Below are 18,828 nucleotides of genomic sequence, written 5' to 3'. Positions count from 1 at the left end.
TTTTCTTCTCAGTCTGGCATTGGTCGATCATTACAATCAGAAGCGCCAAACAGGAGATGGTGATGGATTTTGAGCAGTTCTATCAGGACAAATACCCCGCCGGCGTGCCCCGGGAGATAGACCTGAACAAGTACAAGAGCATGGTGGATGTGTTTGAACAGGCGGTCAAAAAATTTGCCGACCGTCCCGCATTCAGTGCTGTTGGCGCTACCCTGACTTACCGTGACCTGGATACCCAGAGCCGCAACTTCGCGGCCTGGTTGCAGAACAAGACCGACCTGAAACCCGGCGACCGTATCGCCGTCCAGATGCCGAACGTCAGCCAGTACCCGGTAGTGGTGTTCGGCGCCATGCGTGCCGGCCTGATTGTGGTGAACACCAACCCGCTGTACACCACCCGGGAGATGGAACACCAGTTCAACGATTCCGGTGCCAAGGCGCTGGTGGTTCTGGCGAACATGGCGGAGAACGCCGAAAAGGTATTGCCGCACACCGGCATCGAGCACGTTATCGTGACCGAGATTGCCGACATGCACCCGCCAATCAAGCGCACGCTGATGAACGCTGTCATCAAGCACGTCAAGAAGATGGTGCCTCCGTTCAATCTGCCCCAGGCCCATAAGCTCCCGGCGGTCCTCAACGCGGGTGCCCGCGAGACCTTTACCCCCGTTGAGTGCAAGCAGGATGACATCGCGGTGCTGCAGTACACCGGTGGTACCACCGGTGTTGCCAAGGGCGCGATGCTGACCCACGGCAACCTGGTTGCCAACCTCCTGCAGACCCGCCCGATGATGGAAGACATGGTGGTGGAAGGACAGGAAGTGGTCATTGCGCCGCTACCCCTGTACCACATTTATTCGTTCACCCTGAACTGCGGCATCATGCTCGAAGCCGGTGCGCACAACGTGCTGATCCCCAATCCGAGGGACATTCCGGGCTTTGTGAAGGAGCTGAAAAACCACAAGTTCACCGCGTTCCTGGGCCTGAACACCCTGTTTGTGGCGCTGTGCAACAATGAAGAGTTCCAGGATCTCGATTTCAGTGCCCTCAAACTGACCTCTTCCGGGGGCATGGCTCTGACCAGTGACACAGCGAAGATGTGGGAGCGGGTGACTGGCTGTGAGATCTGCGAGGGCTTTGGCATGACCGAAACCTCCCCAGTGGTGACTTTCAACCCGCACAGCGCCATCCAGTTGGGAACCATCGGCTTGCCGATCCCGTCCACCAAGGTCAAGACCATTGATGAAGAGGGCAACGAGACACCGCTGGGTGAGCCGGGTGAGCTGTGTGTGAAGGGGCCCCAGGTTATGCGCGGCTACTGGCAGCGCCCGGAAGATACCCAGAAATCGTTCACCGAAGATGGCTATCTTCGCACCGGGGACATTGCCCTGATCCAGGAAGATGGTTACATCCGCATTGTTGATCGCAAGAAGGACATGATTATCGTGTCTGGCTTCAATGTGTTCCCGAACGAAATCGAGGACGTGGTGAGCAGCCACCCGAAAGTGGTGGAATGTGCCGCTGTGGGTGTACCCGACGCCAAGAGTGGCGAGGCCGTGAAGGTATTCCTCGTGCCCACCGCCGAGGGCGTGACCGAGAACGAGCTCAAGGAGTTCTGTCGCGAGCGGCTGACCGCCTACAAGGTGCCCAAGCAGTTCGAGTTCCGGGACGAGCTTCCCAAGACCAACGTTGGCAAGATCCTGCGCCGCGAGCTGCGTGACGAGGCCAACAAGAAGTAACGGCTCCTGCCGCTGGCACGATCAAAACCCCGCTTCGGCGGGGTTTTTCTATTTTTAAGACCCGGAAATTCCCGATAGACTGTCGCCCAATCCGAATCCAGAGAGCGCACGCCGGTTTGTAAATGACAGATACCGATTCCCCGATTGCCAATAACCCGACCCCGAAGCCTGACGGCGTGGCCGCTGTCAAAGCCATAACCGAGCAACTCGATGCCTGCAATCAGCAGGAGGCGGCCCGGATTGTGAAAGCCGTGGCGCGCAGCAAGGGCCGGCCAGGCCCGAAGGATCTGGAAAAGATGGCCGGTTGGCTGGAGCAGGGTCTGGCAAAGGTCCAGCAACGCCATGCACTGCACAAGCCTGCCAGTTTCCCGGCCGGGCTGCCGGTATCGGACCGGGTGGACGACATCCGGGAGGCCATCGAGAACCATCAGGTGGTGATTATTGCCGGGGAAACTGGCTCCGGTAAGACCACTCAGATCCCGAAGATCTGCATGAACAGCGGCCGTGGGATCCGGGGCCTGATTGGCCACACCCAGCCCCGCCGGATTGCCGCCCGCAGCGTCGCCGCCCGTATTGCTGAGGAGCTGGGAGAGCAGACCGGCCAGCAGGTTGGCTATCAGGTGCGGTTTACCGACAACACCTCCGAGCAGTCGCGGGTCAAGGTGATGACCGACGGCATCCTGTTGGCGGAAGTTCAGCACGACAGGTTTCTCGACCGCTACGACACCCTGATCATCGACGAGGCCCACGAACGGAGCCTTAACATCGATTTCCTGCTCGGCTACCTGAAGCAGCTGTTGCCCAAACGGCCAGATCTGAAGGTCATCATTACTTCGGCCACCATCGAGGTAGAACGCTTCAGCGAGTTCTTCGACAAGGCGCCGGTAATAGAAGTCAGTGGCCGAACCTATCCGGTGGATATCCGGTATCGTCCGTTGACCGGTGACGAGGACGACCGCGATCAGGGCTGGACCGATGGTGTGCTGGGCGCCCTGGACGAAATCGAACAGCATGAACGCAGCGAGAAGCAACCGCCCGGTGATGTGCTGGTGTTTCTGCCCGGTGAGCGTGAGATCCGCGCGCTCAGCAAGGTGTTGCGCCACGTCGACCTGCGCCATACCGAGGTTCTGCCGCTGTACTCCCGGCTCAGCAATGCCGAGCAGAACCGGGTGTTTCAGCCACACAAGGGGCGCCGGATTGTGCTCTCCACCAACGTGGCCGAAACGTCGCTCACCGTTCCGGGCATCCGGTATGTGATTGACACCGGGGTCGCCCGGATCAGCCGGTACAGCGTGCGCTCCAAGATCCAGCGCTTGCCCATCGAACCCATCTCCCAGGCCAGTGCAAACCAGCGGGCCGGCCGTTGCGGTCGGGTGGCGCCGGGTATCTGCTTCCGTTTGTACGACGAGACCGATTTCATCAATCGTCCGGAATACACGGACCCGGAAATCCTGCGGACCAATCTGGCGTCGGTTATTCTCCAGATGGCCACCTCCGGTCTGGGGGAAATACGCCATTTCCCGTTCCTCGAGGCGCCGGACAAGCGACAGGTGAACGACGGCTACAAGCTGCTCGAGGAGCTGGGGGCCGTGGACGACCGGCGCCGGGTCAGCCGGTTGGGCCGAACCATGGCCCGGCTGCCCCTGGACCCTCGACTGGCCCGGATGCTGGTAACGGCGGGCGAGCTTGGAAGTCTTGCGGAAACCCTGGTAATCATTGCCGGCCTGAGCATACAGGACCCGCGGGAGCGCCCACAGGACAAACAGCAGGCCGCGGATCAGGCCCATGCGCCGTTCAATGACAAGGAGTCGGATTTCGTCACCCTGCTGAATATCTGGAATTTCTTCGAGGAACAGCGCCAGGAACTGTCCCAGAACCAGCTCAAGAAGGTCTGCCAGAAGAGCTTTCTGAGCTGGATGCGAATGCGGGAATGGCGGGATATTCACCGGCAACTCACGCTGATCTGTCGTGAGCAGAAGCTACCGGTAAACAAGGAGTCGGCCAGCTACGAATCGCTGCACAAGGCCATTCTTGCGGGTCTGCTGGGGCAGGTGGCGTTCAAGCTCGAGAAAAAGGAGTACCTGGCGACCCGCAACCGGAAAGTGCTGATCTTTCCCGGCTCAAAAGTGGCCAAAACCGGGCCCAAATGGATTGTGGCAGCCGAGATCGTGGAAACCAGCCGCGTATTCGCCCGTATGGTGGCGTCCATTCAGCCGGAGTGGGTGGAGCCTCTGGCGGGCCATATTCTCAAGCACCATTACTTTGAACCGCACTGGGAACAGAAGCGGGCCCAGGTGATGGGGTATGAGAAGGTGACGCTTTATGGCCTGGATATCGTGGCCAAGCGACGTATTCCGTACGCCAAGGTTGACCCTGCCGAATGCCGGAACCTGTTTATCCGCCGTGCCCTCGTGGAAGGAGATTACCGCTCCAGGGCGCCGTTTATCGCTCGCAACCGCGAAATGCTCGATACCGTTGAAAACCTGGAAAAGAAGACACGGCGGCGGGATTTGCTGGTGGACGATGAGGTGCTGGTGGCGTTCTACGAGGAGCGGCTGCCGGACGACATCATCAGTGGTCGCCACTTTGAAAGCTGGTGGAAAGGGCTCTCGGCCGGGGAATTGAAGGACCTGGAGCTTACCGAAGAGGATATTCTGCAGCGCCCGGTGGACGCCGGCGCCCGCGATCTGTATCCGGACTACCTGGAGTGGGAGGGGGTTCGTTACCCGCTCAGCTACGAGTTTGAGCCCACCAGCGAGCAGGATGGCGTGACTCTGCAGGTTCCCCTGATGGCGCTCAAGCAGATTCCGGCCCGACGCCTGGAATGGCTGGTACCGGGCCTGCTCCGGGAGAAGTGCATTGCCCTGGTCAAATCACTGCCCAAGGCGCTGCGCCGGAATTTTGTGCCGGTGCCGGATTTTGTGGATGCCGCCTTAGAGAATCTTCAACCCTCCAATGAGCCGCTCACGCTCCAGTTGGGCGAGCAGTTGCGGCGGATGACGGGTGTCCAGATTGATCCCCAGGCCTGGTCCGAATCGGAATTGCCGAGACATCTCCGGATGAACCTGCGGGTTCTGGGTGACGGGGGCCGGCCGATTGCAGAGAGTCGCGACACGGCCGAGCTGCAACACCAGCTCGAGGGCAAGGCGGAGCAGGCGCTGGCCTCGGCTGCTTCCGACAGGGCAGCGGAGGAACCGTCCGGGGAGTACGCTGACTGGCAGTTCGGCCGCCTGCCAGCGCAGGTGCAGACCGAGAAGGGCGGTATGCAGATTACCGTGTATCCGGCACTGGAGGACCTTGGCCGGAATGTCCGGCAAATCCGCTGCCTGGACCCGCTGACCGCCGAGGATACGTCGCGCAAGGCGGTTGCCCGGCTGATTGTTAACCGATTCGGGAGAACCCTCGATGACCTCGAGCGCAAGCTTCCTAAATTCAAACAATCGGCGCTGATGTTCGCGCCGGTCGGGCAGTCCAGGGTAATGCTGGACGACCTTCTGCTGGCTACCGCCATGCAGCATTTCCTGGAGGACGGCATTCCGCGCAGTGCGGACGAGTTTGAGCGGGTGTTCGATGCACACCGTGGCGACTTTATACCGGTTCTTGAGCAGGCGGATGAACGGCTGTACCAGGCCATGGCGGGCTACCAGAAGGTGGCAAAGCACCTCAAGGGCAAGATTAACCTGGCCCTGGCCAACAGCATGGCGGATCTGAAATTCCAGTTGCAGAACCTGGTATACCCGGGCTTTCTGGTGAACACGCCACCCCAGTGGCTGGCGGAGTTCGGGCGTTACTTCGAGGCGGCGTTGATTCGCATGGAAAAAATGCCCAGGGAAATGGGACGTGAGCGGGAATTCCTGTACACGATCGAACCGCTCTGGTCGCGCTATGCCGTAAAACGGGACGAGCAGAAGCGGCAAGGTGTGCGCGATCCGGAGCTTGTGCTCTACCGTTGGATGCTGGAAGAGTTCCGGGTGTCTTTCTTTGCCCAGCAACTGGGCACCGCGATGACGGTCTCCGTGAAGCGTCTGGATCGGCAGTGGGAGAAGACCCGCGTGTAACGCGGGGGCCATGCACCAGATCGGTGCCAGTGACTGTGATCTGGCGGGCAAAACCCGGAGACTGTGTTAGTATTTCTGACAGTGGGTTTGCCCAGACATACTGTTTCCATAATTATTACGTGGGGTTAGCGTGATCAAAGCCGTTATCAGCGGGACCGGCCTCTATACGCCGCCAGCAACCATCGACAACGATGAACTTGTCGAAGCCTTCAATCAGTACGTTGAAACGTTCAACGCCGAACACGCCGAGGCCATTGAGCGTGGCGACGTGGCGCCCCTGCAGCCGTCGTCTTCCGAGTTCATCGAGAAAGCCTCTGGCATAAAACGCCGCCACGTGATCGATAAGGATGGTATCCTGGATCCCCGGCGCATGACGCCCTACATCCCTGAACGCAGCAACGACGAGCCCTCGGTGCAGTGCGACATGGCTGTTGCGGCCTGCCGTGAAGCCCTGGACCAGGCGGGTAAATCCGTTGGCGATGTCGACGCGGTGATTGTCGCCTGCTCAAATCTTCAGCGGCCTTATCCTGCGGTGGCCATCGAAGTTCAGGAGGCCCTGGGAATTGACGGTTTTGCCTACGACATGAACGTGGCGTGCAGCTCCGCGACCTTCGGGCTGCAGGCAGCGGTGAATTCGGTGGAGAACGGCAGTGCCCGTTCGGTGCTGGTGGTCAGTCCGGAGATCTGCTCCGGGCACCTGAACTTCCGGGATCGGGACAGCCATTTCATTTTCGGCGATGCCTGCACGGCCATCCTGGTGGAGCGGGAAGAAGATGCCCGTGAAGGGCAGGGCTTTGAAATTCTGGGTACCAGTCTGAAAACCAAGTTTTCCAACAATATTCGCAACAACTTCGGTTTCCTGAACCGGGCGGATGAATCCGGTATCGGCAAGCCGGACAAACTGTTTGTTCAGCAGGGCAGGAAGGTGTTCAAGGAAGTGTCACCTCTGGTTGCGGAAACCATCCAGAACCAGTTGAAGAGTCTGTCGCTCACACCTGAGGATCTGCGCAGAATGTGGCTGCACCAGGCCAATCTGAACATGAACCAGCTGATTGCCCGAAAGGTGCTGGGTCGTGATGCCACTGAGGAAGAGGCGCCGGTGATCCTGGACGAGTATGCCAACACCAGCTCCGCCGGTTCGATCATCGCGTTCCACAAACACAGGGACGACCTGGCCAGCGGGGATCTTGGCGTTATCTGCTCGTTTGGTGCCGGCTATTCAATCGGCAGCGTGGTTGTGCGGCGCCGCTAGAGCGGCACCGCATCAGTTGCTGGCCAGGGCCCGAAGGCTGTCCGGCAGCGGCGCCGATTTGCGCGTTTTGCGGTCGAACCAGACGATTTTCGCGTATCCCTCCGCATAGACCTCGCCAGTATCGGCATCTGTCATCAGGTGATAGGTGTCGAGACTGGTGTTGCCGGCTTTGTCGGCAAAGGTTTTCACTTCGACGGTGGCCGGGTGATTCAATTCCTTTAGAAAGGTGGCGCTGGTCTTTATAATGACCGGCCCGGTGGGCTGTTCACCACTGCCCAGTTCCAGTGAGGCCAGCCAGACAATGCGAGCCTCCTCGAAGAAACGGAAGTAGACTGTATTGTTGGCATGGCCGTATGCGTCCATGTCGCCCCACCGCAACGGGATGTTGATGGTTGCTACAAGATTGCCCGGTACTGACATGGAGTTCCTCCGGAAAGATAGGTTAATAACAATAATAGCGCCGGTATTTTCGACGAACTGAAACGGAATAGACAACCCAAGAGCTGACAAATGAGAGAATTTCTTTCCCGGCGCCCTCTGAACCCTCTGGTCATGACGCTTGTTCTGGCGCTGGCCTGCACCGGCCCCGCGCTCGCTCAGAACATGCAGGAACCGGCCCCGGAAGGCTCGGTGCCGGTGAATCCGACAGACCCCTGGGAGAACTGGAACCGCAAGGTCTTTTCCTTCAACGAAACCATCGATCGTTGGTTCCTGAAACCGGTGGCCCAGGCTTACCGGTCCTTTACGCCCCGGCTGGTGGATCGCGGTATCACTAACTTTTTCAACAACCTCACCGAGCTCAGGAACTTCACCAACAGCGTCCTGCAGTTAAAAGGGGAGTCGGCCGTGGTGGCACTGGGCCGTTTTACCTACAACACCACGTTTGGCCTTGGCGGGCTGATTGATGTTGCTACCGCCTTCGATCTGCCCGAGCGGCCGGAAGACTTCGGTCAGACCCTTGGCTATTGGGGCGCCGGCTCCGGGCCGTATCTGATGCTGCCTTTTCTCGGCCCGTCAACGCCCAGGCATTTTACCGGCTTCGCGGTGGACGGCTTTGTGCTGCCGTCGGCGTGGGATGCGGTGGATAGCCCCGAAGTGTACTACGCTCGCGCCCTGCAGATTGTGGATCGGCGGGCAGACCTGATTCCAGCGGAGAGTTTTATTTCCGGTGACAGCTATATATTTGTGCGTAACGCATTCCTGCAGCGCAGGGAATTCCTGATCAACGACGGCAAGGTGGTCAACGATCCCTTCGCCAGTGATGATGACGAAGATCTGATGCTCGAGGATTTCTGAGCTCATATCGGTTCGAAAGGAGGTCAGCGGTGTTCAAGGATCCCAGAATAGCCAGATTCCGGAAAATGCTGGCCGAGGCGCCCAACTACGAGGTCTGGAAGGCGGCGGCCCTGGAACTCGATTTTCTGGAGGGCAACGCCGACTGGAAAGAGGATTTTGCATCAGATCTCTACCACTACGAACTGATCTACGACCGCCTCAGTAACCTCAAGCAGTATCGCCAGCAAAACGATTTCGAGCGTCTCAAGCGGGCGTTACGTGAAGGACTGCACCATGACCTGGGTAACATGGGTAACCCCGCGCTCTATACGCGCTCCCGCGTGGGTACCAAACATCTGATTGAGGAATACATCACCCAGGTCTGCGAGGCACTGGATTTCCTGTGTGACCATCCGGTCTCCGATTTCCCCGTGGCGGACAAGCTCCAGTTCTTCCGGGATACCCTCACCAGTTACGGTCGGCCGGCGCTGTTGCTGAGTGGCGGTGCCACGCTGGGCATGTTTCATTTCGGTGTCATCAAGGCGCTCTGGGAGAAAGGTCTGCTCCCTCAGGTAATTGCCGGGTCAAGCATAGGTGCAATCATCGCCGGTATCCTCGGGGTTCATACCGATGCCGAAATCCCGGAGATGCTGGTACCGGAGAATCACAACCTCAAGGCCTGGAAGTGGCGTGGTCTGCTCAGTGCCGTGCGCGGCGATGGCCTGATGGATCAGGAACAGCTGCGCTCCTGCCTGCGGGCGAATATCGGCGAGTACACCTTCGAGGAAGCCTTTCAGCGCACAGGGCGCTCGATCAATGTCAGTGTTTCGCCAGTGCAGGCCCATCAGAAGGCCCGGCTGCTGTGCGGCTACACGTCGCCGTACCTGATGGTCTGGAGCGCCGTGCTGGCCAGTGCCGCCGTACCGGGGATCTTCCCGCCCGTTACCCTGATGAAAAAGGACATCCAGGGCAACATTCTGCCGTACATGCCGCGGCTGAAGTTTGTGGACGGCTCGGTAGTCAGCGATCTGCCGGTGGAGCGTCTGATGCATCTGTACGATGTGAATTACACCATCGTCAGCCAGACCAACCCCCACGTGGTGCCCTTCCTCAGCCGGGGAGGCCGGGATGAAAAGCTGTCGCTTGCGAGGCTGCCCATGCACCTTCTGAAGTCGGAAGTGCAGTTCCACGGCCAGGGTGTGTTCGATTACCTGCGCAAGCGCGTTCAGCCGGAACTTCTGCGGCAGATGTCCGGTCAGCTTTACACCATCATGGCCCAACGTTATTCCGGAGATGTCACCATCGCGCCCTCCTATTCCCTGAAGGATTATCGACGCATGCTCGCCAACCCGGACCCCGAGTATGTGCGCCGTATGATACTCGCCGGGGAGCGGGCAACCTGGCCAAAGATCTCGATGATCCGATCACACGCCCGGATTTCGAAGACCCTGGAGCGATGCGTGCGGCGGCTGAAACAGCAGAACCGGCGCACCGCCGAGCTGCGGCTGGTCACCAACGCGGACGCCGGTACCACCTGATATGTATTACGATTTTTTCGGCTTTCGGGAGCCACCGTTTTCCATAGCCCCGGATCCTCGCTACCTGTACCTGAGTGACCGCCACAAGGAGGCGCTCGCCCATCTGATGTACGGTGTGAAGGGGCAGGGCGGGTTCATTGTCATCACCGGTGAGGTGGGCACTGGAAAGACCACGGTATCCCGCTGTTTTATTGAGAACGCACCCGATAACGTCGATATAGCGCTGATCCTGAATCCGAGGCTGTCTGCCCGGGAGCTGCTGTCTTCCGTTTGTGATGAGCTGGAGATCAGCCATGATGTGGGCGCCAGCATCAAGGAGCTGGTGGACCTGATCAACCGGGATCTGCTCAGGGCCCACGCCGCCGGCCGGCACAAGGTTCTGATGATCGACGAGGCCCAGAACCTGTCAGCAGACGTGCTGGAGCAGCTACGCCTGCTCACTAACCTCGAGACAGCGGAAAAGAAACTGCTGCAGATTGTGTTGCTGGGCCAGCCCGAGCTCCAGGACATGCTGGCACTGCCGGAACTGCGCCAGCTCAATCAGCGGGTGACTGCCCGTTATCATCTTGATGCCATCGGCAGGCAGGAGTTGCCGGCCTACCTCCGCTATCGCCTGGGCGTGGCCGGGCTGCGGGGGGACGTCTTCTCTTCGGGTGCTGTTCAGCGGCTGTACCGGGAGAGCCAGGGCATCCCGCGACTGATCAACCTGATCAGTGATCGGGCCCTTCTGGGCGCCTACGCCGAGGGCGAGCATGAGGTCTCTGCCAGTCACATCAGGCATGCGGCAAAAGAGGTTCGTGGTAATGCAGTGGCAGCAGGTGGGCGGTCCGGACGCAGGCCGGATCGTTCCCAGGTGCTGGTGGTGGCTGCATCCATACTTGTGGCGATCATTAGTACGGTCTGGCTGTTTCAGCGGTGGAATCCGGAACCCGCGCTGATCGCGCAGGCCGAGGAGTCGGTTCTCCAGGGCGCGGTTGAACGGGCCGAGGAGCCCCCGGTAGAGGCTGATGCTGACGAGCCCGAAAAAAGCGTTGAGGAGCCCGAAGCACTGCCGTCGCTGGCTGTACCGGCTCAGTTACTGGACTCGGTCCCGGCGTTCAAGGCCCTGTTTAGCGCCTGGGGAATTCAGTACACCCCCTCCAGCGCACCGGTGGCCTGTGACTACGCGCGAAATCAGGGGCTCGGTTGCCTCGAACGCCAGGGAAGTCGCAGAAGCCTGGAGTTTCTGGACCGGCCGGCCATGCTGGCGTTGCAGGATGCGCAGGGTAATCGGGGGTTTGTGGTACTTCGCCACCTGGACGGTGATCGGGCCGAGATTATGCGTTCGGATGGACCGTACACCGTCTCTTTTGCCAGCATCGAGCCCTACTGGTATGGCGACTACCGGGTGTTGTGGCGCCTGCCGGAGTACATGACCGACGAACGGTTTTCTGGCAACGGGGCCGGCGAGCAGCTCTGGATTGGTGCCCGGATGATGGATCTTGCCGATCAGTTTGCCGGTTCCCGCTCAGACAGCAACCGGATCAAACGCCTGGATGCGGAGGCCCAGGTACGCTGGTACCAGTCCCTTCGTGGATTGACCGTGGACGGAATTGCCGGAGCCATGACGATCATCCAGATGAACAACGATCTGGGCGCGGCGGTGCCGAGGCTCAGCTCCGAAAAGGCGGCACCGCAGCCTCAATCCGGAAGTGCGCAGCGGCCCCGTGAGAATGAGTGATCATGTCGTATATTCTTGATGCATTGCGAAAATCCGAGACTGAGCGCCGACAGGGCCAGGTGCCGGACCTCGGCCAGCAGGTTCAGCTGATTCATCGCCCGAAGAAGAAGGGCGTGTCGCCGATGGTGTGGGTTGCCATTGCGCTGGTGCTTAATGCGGCGGTTCTTGCCTATGTGTTCTGGCCGGAGCGTGAGAGATCGGTTTCGGCTGCGCCTACGGCAACGCCTGCAGATACCACGTCGGCCGAGGGGGCATTGGAGACGACCGCCAATCCGGGCTCATCCCCGGCGGTGCAGTCCGAAACAGAGACCGGGCCGGAAACGGCGGTTGCAGAGTCCGGCAATCCGGCTCGGTCTCCGGGCGGCCAGCCGGATGAGGATCGGTCGGTTCAGGAGGCTGGAGCGCCCGCAGTTCCACCAGTCGAGGAGCGGGCAACCATTATTGTTCCCTCGGTGGAAGTCCCAACCACCAGCGCGTCAGCCGAAGACGACCTGCAGTCACCACCGGAACAGGCCGGCCGGGTACCTCATCTGGTAGAGTTGCCCCTTTCATTTCAGAAGGGTATTCCGGATTTGACCTTCAACAGTCATATCTATTCGTCGTCGCCGGGCTCCCGCCGTGTGATGATCAACAATAGCTACCTGCGGATCGGTGACTCGTTCCAGGGCCTTCGCGTGGACGACATCACCGAAGATGGTGTGGTGTTGAGCCGGGACGGTCGCCGCTTCCGGGTGGGTGTGGTACGCGACTGGGTGAGCCCCCGCTGATGGCCCTGACCGACGAGATCAAGCAGCAGATCCAGCAGGGCTATCGGGACGTGTTGGCGGGTAAATCCGTCCGGGCCCGTTACGGACAGCGTCTGATGATTGCGGAGATCGCCCGTTACATGGGAGATATCACCGACAATGACGGCCAACGAACGTCCCCACCGGCTGCCTGCGTGGTTGAGGCAGGCACCGGTACCGGCAAGACCCTTGCCTACCTGATTGCAGCGATTCCCGTGGCCCGGGCGCTTGGCAAAACCCTGGTGATTTCCACGGCAACGGTCGCCCTGCAGGACCAGATCGTACTCAAGGACCTGCCGGATCTGAAAAAACACAGCAAACTGGCGTTCAACTGGACCCTGGCCAAGGGGCGGGGGCGTTACCTCTGTCTGTCTCGGCTGGAAGCGAGGCTCCATGACGAGGGCAACGGAGACAGTGACACAATGCCGCTGTTTCTTCTGGACGGCCCGAAATCGGAGGAGGCCGGCACCCGGGCTTTCTTTGAGGAAATGCTGGCCAGTTATGGCTCCCGGCAGTGGGATGGCGATCGGGACCACTGGCCCGAGCAGATTCCGGACGATGTGTGGCGGCAAGTCACCACCGACCACCGGCAGTGCACCAACCGGCACTGCGCCTATTTCGACAGCTGTGCGTTTTTTGACGCCAGAAAGGACCTCGACGAGGCCGATATTGTGGTTGCCAACCATGATCTCGTGTTGGCGGACCTGGCCCTGGGTGGCGGTGCCATCCTGCCCGAGCCGGAAAACGCCCTCTATATTTTCGATGAGGCGCACCATCTTCCCGACAAGGCGCTCAATCATTTCGCGGCCTCGGTGCCGTTGAATGCGACCCGACAATGGCTGAAACAGCTGTCCCAGGCACTGGTCAAGATGCAGCCGTACCTGCCGGGTGGCAGCCAGGCGGCAAAATCCCTCGACCGCATCGGCGGTGCCTCCCGGGAAGTGGACCTGGTACTCAACCGCGTGTATGAGGAAGCGGAAAGCAACACCGGCTGGGAATTCAATGAGGAGAGGCGTACCGCCCAATGGCGTTACCCGGAGGGTGAGCTGCCGGAGGCGATGGCGGAACTGGCGGCGGAAACCCGCATTGCCACCGCCAATCTGGTGCGACACCTTGGGGTGCTGGCGGATGAGCTGCAGGGCGCGTTTGACGAGCGCAAGGAACATGAGCTCGACCGTGAAACCGCCGAGGCCTGGTACCCGGTGATCGGTTCCTTCCACAGCCGGGCCGAGGACCAGTTGCGGTTATGGACGGCCTGGTGCGAGCAGAACGCGGCCAAACCGGAGGGCGAAGCCGATCCGGACTCCGAGGGCGATGACACCCAAAAGGCGCCTGCAGCGAATCGGAAAAGTCCGCCACCGGCACGCTGGGCCGTACGCCAACGATGGGACCATGCTGAGGACATTACCCTCTACAGCTCCCCGGTGCTGGCGGATAACCTGCTGTACACAAGGCTCTGGTCCCGGGCCTACGGTGCGGTGCTGACCAGCGCCACACTGACGGCCCTGGGCCGGTTCGACCGGTTGAACGCAAGGGCAGGACTTCCAAATGACAGTCGGTTCCTCGTGGTGCCGAGTTCCTTCCGGTATGGCGATATGGCAACGGTGGAAGTACCGGCAATGTCCACCATGCCCACGGACGATGGTTTCGCGGATGAACTCATCAGGCGCCTTCCGGGGCTTTGGGCTGGAGAAAAAGCCACGCTGGTGCTGTTCACCTCCCGCCGGCAGATGCAGCAGGTGCGTGATGCGCTGGCGCCGGAATACCCCGACCTGATCATCACCCAGGACGACATGGCCAAGGGCGAGGTGCTGAGGCAGCACTGCAGCCGGGTGGATGAGGGGCGTGCCAGCGTACTGTTCGGTGTCGCCAGCTTTGCCGAGGGCATCGATCTTCCCGGCAAGTACCTCCACCACGTGGTGATCACCCGCCTGCCGTTCTCGGTGCCAGATGATCCCATTGAGGCGAGCCTCGCGGAATGGGTGACGCAACGTGGAGGTAATCCGTTCATGGAGATCACCGTGCCAGACGCGTCCATCAAACTGGTTCAGGCCGTCGGTCGTCTGCTTCGTACGGAACAGGACACAGGTCGGGTGACGATTCTGGATCGCCGGATCATTGCGCGGCGCTACGGGCAGCTGCTTCTGGATGCCCTGCCGCCGTTCCGCAGGATCATCGAGCCCTGAGCCGGCACCGATGAATCATCCGGCAAAAAAAAGAGCCAACCTGTGAAGGATGGCTCTTAGGGAAGGGGTTCTCTCGAACCCGGGGCGTCGAAACAACGCGAAACAAGAAATCTGAAGGCCTGAAGTTTCAGAATTCCGGGTGAGGTTTCCCTCACCGATGGGAGAATCATAGGGCAGCAGGGGGCGTAAACGGATCGTCCAAAGGGCGTAGTCCTTTTCGATAGTCACTCCAAAGTGTGATGCGTGTCACAAAATGGAATGACCGGATCAGGTCGGAAGCAGGCCCAGCTCCCGGGCCCTTGCCAGGGCTTCTGTGCGCCGGCCAACGCCCAGCTTGCCGTACAGGTTGCGAATATGGGCCTTTACCGTTGCCGGGGCTACTGCCATACGGGTGGCAATTTCCTTGTTGGCATGGCCCTCATGAATCAGGGCGAGCACTTCCAGTTCTCGTTGGCTGAGGGGCTCGGGCAGCGTTTCAGCACTTCTTGCGGGTGGTTCTGGTGGTCTGCTTGACGGGGCAGGGGCGGACTCCCCCGACGAGCGCTGCGCTGACAAAGAGCCTTGCTCAAGAGACGCTTGCAACAGCGACCGGACCCGCTCGTTCCAGCGACCGGGAGCATTGAGGGCAGGCAATGCCAGCAACCGTGACCGGAGGTCCGTGCTTTCCTCGGCCAGCAGTCTTAAAAAGCCCGCTTCTGCGGCCAGGCCCAAGGCGCGGGAGAGTACCTGCTCGCTTTCTTCCCGACGCTCCAGCAGGGCCAGTGCCTCGCCATACACCAGCAGTATTTCTACCAGATGGCGGTTGTGGCCGTTTTCCTCAGCCGGTGCCATCAGGCGCTCAAGGAGTTCCAGGGCCTGCTGGGCCTGCGCGTGGGCAAGCAGCACGCGGGCTTCGGCGAGCTGGTATTGCTCCAGGTTCAGTGGGTTGGTGAACCGGGTGTCCGACCAGGACTCCAGGCATGCCCGTGCCTTTTCCGGCTGGTCGCTGGCGAGGTAGCAGCGGGCCAACAATGCGGCGCTCGCTGGCGGCTCGAAGACAATCTGGTCGCGACGCTTTCTACCCACGTAGGCGGCGTCTTTGAGGATCTCGATGGCTTCATCGAGCCGGCCTTCGCTGAATGCCAGGTGTCCCCGGACATACTGAATGACCACATGCTGGCCCGGTTCGGTGCCACGTTTCACATGCTCCAGCAAGGGCTGGAGATGGCTCGCTGCAAGTTGAGGGTTGTCCCTTTCCCGGTAGATTTCACATAGGGTGCTGTTCTGCCAGCAGGAAATCAGCCGGGGCTGGCTGGGATCCGAGTAATGCCGGTCGACCCATTGCCGAATCTCGAGGCAGGTGTCGAGAGCCAGATCAATATCGCCGCGGTTATAGAGTATCCAGGCCAGCAAACCGCCGCTGGACAGCACCGTGCTGGGTTTGTGCTCCACCTGACCGTACCGAACCGCGGAGCGCAGTGCATCCTCTGCCTCTACCAGCTCGCCCTTGCCGAAGTAATCCAGACCCAGACCGTAGTAGGTAACGGATTTCAGCGGAATGCGGGTGTGATCGATTTCCCTGAGGACCTGGCGGGTGAGATCACTGGCGCTTTTGTCATCGCTGCGGGTGCGGGCCAGATAGGACCGCATCAGAGAAATCTCGCTCTGCAGGCCCAGCGCGCCCTCCGCATCGGGATGGGAATCGGCGACCCGGCGGTCCAGGAGGTCTTCGAGAGCGCCGAGGAGGGGTTCGAGACTGTCCAGCCGATTGGCGAAGAACAGGCCCCAGATCTTCAGCATCTGCAGCTGGGGGTTGTCGGTCACCAGGTTCTGGGGCAGGGCATCCAGCCAGTCCAGCACCGGCAGGTGGAACCCACTGTGAATGAGATTGTTGCCGTGCCTGGCCAAAACCTCAGACAGCCATGGCCAGTCTTCCCGGCGCACGATCTGGGCAATGGCTTCCTGTACATGGCCGTGGGCGAGGAGCCAGTGGATGGTGTTCTGCCAGAGTGTCGCCGCCTTTTCAGGTTGGGTCTGCTGGATTCGCAGTAACAAGGCATCACGGAAGAGATCGTGGTACCGGAACCATTCGTTGCGGGTGTCCAGGGGTATCAGGAACAGGTTCTGGCCGAGCAGGCGCTCCAACATCTCCTGGCTGTTGGCCGATTCCCGAACCTCATCGCACAGTGACGCACACAGTCGAGGGCAGCAGGCGGTTTCCAGGAGGAAATCGGCCAGCTCTGGTGGCTGCTGGTCGAGCACTTCGGTCAGAACGTAATCGCTGATATGGCGCTCATCAACGTTGATTTGGTGTCCTTCGGTAGCACTGCCGTGGCCTGAGAGCGCAGACAGCTGCATGGCGGCAACCCATCCTTCTGTTTTCCGACAGATGGCTCGGGCGTCGTCGCTGGAGATAGTAAGGCCCATGGTGCCCTCGAAGAACTGGCGACACTCTTCTTCTGAAAATGCCAGCAGCCCCGGATGAATGTCCTGCACCCACCGCCTCACACGCCAGCGGGCCAGGGGTAGCTGGGGTTCGGTTCGGGAGGCGAGGGTGACCAGCACTCCGGGCGGCAGGTAATCGAGGAAATAGGAAAACTGCCGAAGCAGCTCCGCCTGACCGACGTAGTGAAAATCATCCAGCACCAGAGTCCAGCGGCTGCCGTCGCTGGCCAGGGTATTGACGAGGCCGGTGACGGTCTCGATGAAGTCATCGTCGGTCTGCCGGGCCAGGCTTTTGCGAAGGTCACTGGCGCCGGGCAGCCCCGCATGTTCGAACGCGCCGACAACGTACTGCCAGAATCGCCGTGGCTCGTCGTCGTGTTCGTCCAGAGAGAGCCAGGCGGTGGGAGAGGTGTTCTGTGCGCACCATTGCGCGACAAGCGTGGTTTTACCGAAACCGGCCGGTGCAATCACCAGATTCAACCGACGCTGATGGTCGGGCACCAGCAGCACACTCAGCCGGTCGCGCTTGACGGCGCGCGGATCGGCGGTCGGCCGGAGGAATTTGGTGGTTAACAGCATGGCAATCCTGAAAGCTGGCGCGTGGATAACGTGGATTGTGTCGGAAACAAAGAGTTTTGTCAGGGGCTGCGTAAATGCATTTTTGGTCTAAACTGTGTACAGGGAATAACCTAGAATAAAAAAGAATGAAAAATTCTGTTTTTATGCGTATTCTTCTCAAGCGTGCCCGGATCCGCAACAGGCCTGATCGCGACTGCACGTTGATTCCAAAAGCCCTTTGATTTGAAGGTCTTCTGATGTCCAGGGAGCAGCAGACTCGATGAAATTACAACAGTTGCGCTATATCTGGGAAGTTGCGCATCACGACCTGAATGTGTCCGCAACCGCTCAGAGTCTTTTCACATCCCAACCCGGTATTTCCAAACAGATTCGCCTGCTTGAGGACGAGCTGGGCCTCGAGGTGTTTGCCCGCAGCGGCAAGCACCTGACCCGCATCACCCCGGGTGGCGAGATCATCATCCGGGAGGCCGGAGAGATCCTGCGCCGTGTAGAGGGCATCAAGAAGATCGCCCAGGAATTCAGCAACCAGCGCAAGGGTGATCTGAGCATCGCAACCACCCACACCCAGGCGCGCTATGCGCTGCCGCCCATTATCAGCGGTTTTATTGAAGAGTACCCGGATGTCTCCCTGCACATGCACCAGGGCACACCGATGCAGATCTCCGAAATGGCGGCCAATGGCGCCGTTGACTTCGCCATCGCCACGGAAGCCATGGAGCTGTTCAACGATCTGATCATGATGCCCTGTTACCGCTGGAACCGGAGCGTCATTGTGCCTCGCGACCATCCGCTCGCAAAGCTACCAGAGCTGACGCTGCCGCAGCTGGCCGAGTATCCGTTGGTGACCTACGTCTTTGGTTTTACCGGGCGTTCCAAGCTGGATGAGGCCTTTCAGAGCCAGGGCCTGACGCCCAAGGTGGTGTTCACGGCCGCCGATGCCGATGTCATCAAAACCTACGTTCGCCTGGGGCTTGGCGTTGGCATTATTGCCAGCATGGCGTTCGATCCTAAGGCCGACACTGACCTCGTGGCCCTTGACGCGCGTAAGCTGTTCCGGCCCAGCGTGACCCGTATCGGCTTCCGCAAGGGCACCTTCCTTCGGGGGTATATGTACGATTTCATCCAGCGCTTTGCGCCGCACTTGACCCGAGACAAGGTGGACGAGGCCGTCGCCCACCAGGGGAGCCGTTCCGAAATCGAGGAACTGTTCAAGGATATCGAGCTACCGACATACTGACAGCCGGGCTGCCGGTAGGGGCGCATGTCGGCAGC

11 protein-coding genes are annotated in these 18,828 nt (G+C 60.1%); 9 read left to right on the top strand and 2 right to left on the bottom strand.

Annotation, left to right across the window (positions count from 1 at the left end; genetic code table 11):
• Positions 1 to 62: 62 nt before the first annotated feature.
• From AC0J1C_RS09350 to AC0J1C_RS09340, 3 genes are all read left to right on the top strand, one after another.
• Positions 63 to 1,739 (top strand): AMP-binding protein, encoded by a 1,677-nt coding sequence (locus tag AC0J1C_RS09350; RefSeq protein WP_473043591.1) that lies wholly within the window; start codon positions 63 to 65, stop codon positions 1,737 to 1,739.
• A gap of 122 nt (positions 1,740 to 1,861) precedes the next feature.
• Positions 1,862 to 5,797 carry an ATP-dependent RNA helicase HrpA gene (hrpA, locus tag AC0J1C_RS09345; protein ID WP_473043590.1) on the top strand — a complete coding sequence of 1,312 codons (3,936 nt, stop codon included), beginning with the start codon at positions 1,862 to 1,864 and terminating at the stop codon, positions 5,795 to 5,797.
• Positions 5,798 to 5,927: 130 nt separating this feature from the next.
• On the top strand, positions 5,928 to 7,049 hold the full coding sequence (locus AC0J1C_RS09340) for a beta-ketoacyl-ACP synthase III (RefSeq protein ID WP_473043589.1): 1,122 nt from the start codon (positions 5,928 to 5,930) through the stop codon (positions 7,047 to 7,049).
• Between the two features lie 12 nt (positions 7,050 to 7,061).
• On the opposite strand, the gene AC0J1C_RS09335 is transcribed toward AC0J1C_RS09340, so the two are convergent.
• Complete coding sequence (locus AC0J1C_RS09335) at positions 7,062 to 7,469, bottom strand: acyl-CoA thioesterase (RefSeq protein WP_473043588.1); 408 nt, start codon at positions 7,467 to 7,469, stop codon at positions 7,062 to 7,064.
• A gap of 90 nt (positions 7,470 to 7,559) precedes the next feature.
• Here AC0J1C_RS09335 and AC0J1C_RS09330 point away from each other — a divergent pair, with 90 nt between their 5' ends.
• Genes AC0J1C_RS09330 through dinG form a run of 5 tightly spaced genes read left to right on the top strand, consistent with a single transcriptional unit; the run spans position 7,560 to position 14,553 of the window.
• The gene (locus AC0J1C_RS09330) at positions 7,560 to 8,345 is read left to right on the top strand and encodes an MlaA family lipoprotein (protein WP_473043587.1); all 786 of its coding nucleotides are present in this window, start codon (positions 7,560 to 7,562) and stop codon (positions 8,343 to 8,345) included.
• Positions 8,346 to 8,374: 29 nt separating this feature from the next.
• On the top strand, positions 8,375 to 9,862 hold the full coding sequence (locus AC0J1C_RS09325; protein WP_473043586.1) for a DUF3336 domain-containing protein: 1,488 nt from the start codon (positions 8,375 to 8,377) through the stop codon (positions 9,860 to 9,862).
• A 1-nt stretch (position 9,863) separates the two neighbouring features.
• Positions 9,864 to 11,582 (top strand): ExeA family protein, encoded by a 1,719-nt coding sequence (locus AC0J1C_RS09320; RefSeq protein WP_473043585.1) that lies wholly within the window; start codon positions 9,864 to 9,866, stop codon positions 11,580 to 11,582.
• Between the two features lie 2 nt (positions 11,583 to 11,584).
• Positions 11,585 to 12,349, top strand: a complete 765-nt coding sequence (locus AC0J1C_RS09315; RefSeq protein ID WP_473043584.1) for a general secretion pathway protein GspB — start codon at positions 11,585 to 11,587, stop codon at positions 12,347 to 12,349.
• The gene (gene dinG / locus AC0J1C_RS09310; protein ID WP_473043583.1) at positions 12,349 to 14,553 is read left to right on the top strand and encodes an ATP-dependent DNA helicase DinG; all 2,205 of its coding nucleotides are present in this window, start codon (positions 12,349 to 12,351) and stop codon (positions 14,551 to 14,553) included. Before AC0J1C_RS09315 ends, dinG begins: the two co-directional genes overlap by 1 nt.
• A 267-nt stretch (positions 14,554 to 14,820) precedes the next feature.
• On the opposite strand, the gene AC0J1C_RS09305 is transcribed toward dinG, so the two are convergent.
• Positions 14,821 to 17,556 carry a winged helix-turn-helix domain-containing protein gene (locus AC0J1C_RS09305; protein ID WP_473043582.1) on the bottom strand — a complete coding sequence of 912 codons (2,736 nt, stop codon included), beginning with the start codon at positions 17,554 to 17,556 and terminating at the stop codon, positions 14,821 to 14,823.
• A 259-nt stretch (positions 17,557 to 17,815) separates the two neighbouring features.
• Here AC0J1C_RS09305 and cysB point away from each other — a divergent pair, with 259 nt between their 5' ends.
• Entirely contained in the window at positions 17,816 to 18,793 is a 978-nt protein-coding gene (gene cysB, locus AC0J1C_RS09300; protein ID WP_473043581.1) for an HTH-type transcriptional regulator CysB, read from the top strand.
• Positions 18,794 to 18,828: the final 35 nt, after the last annotated feature.

Source organism: Marinobacter sp. E2, from assembly GCF_055755345.1.
This window is presented reverse-complemented; position numbering and strand designations above follow the sequence as displayed.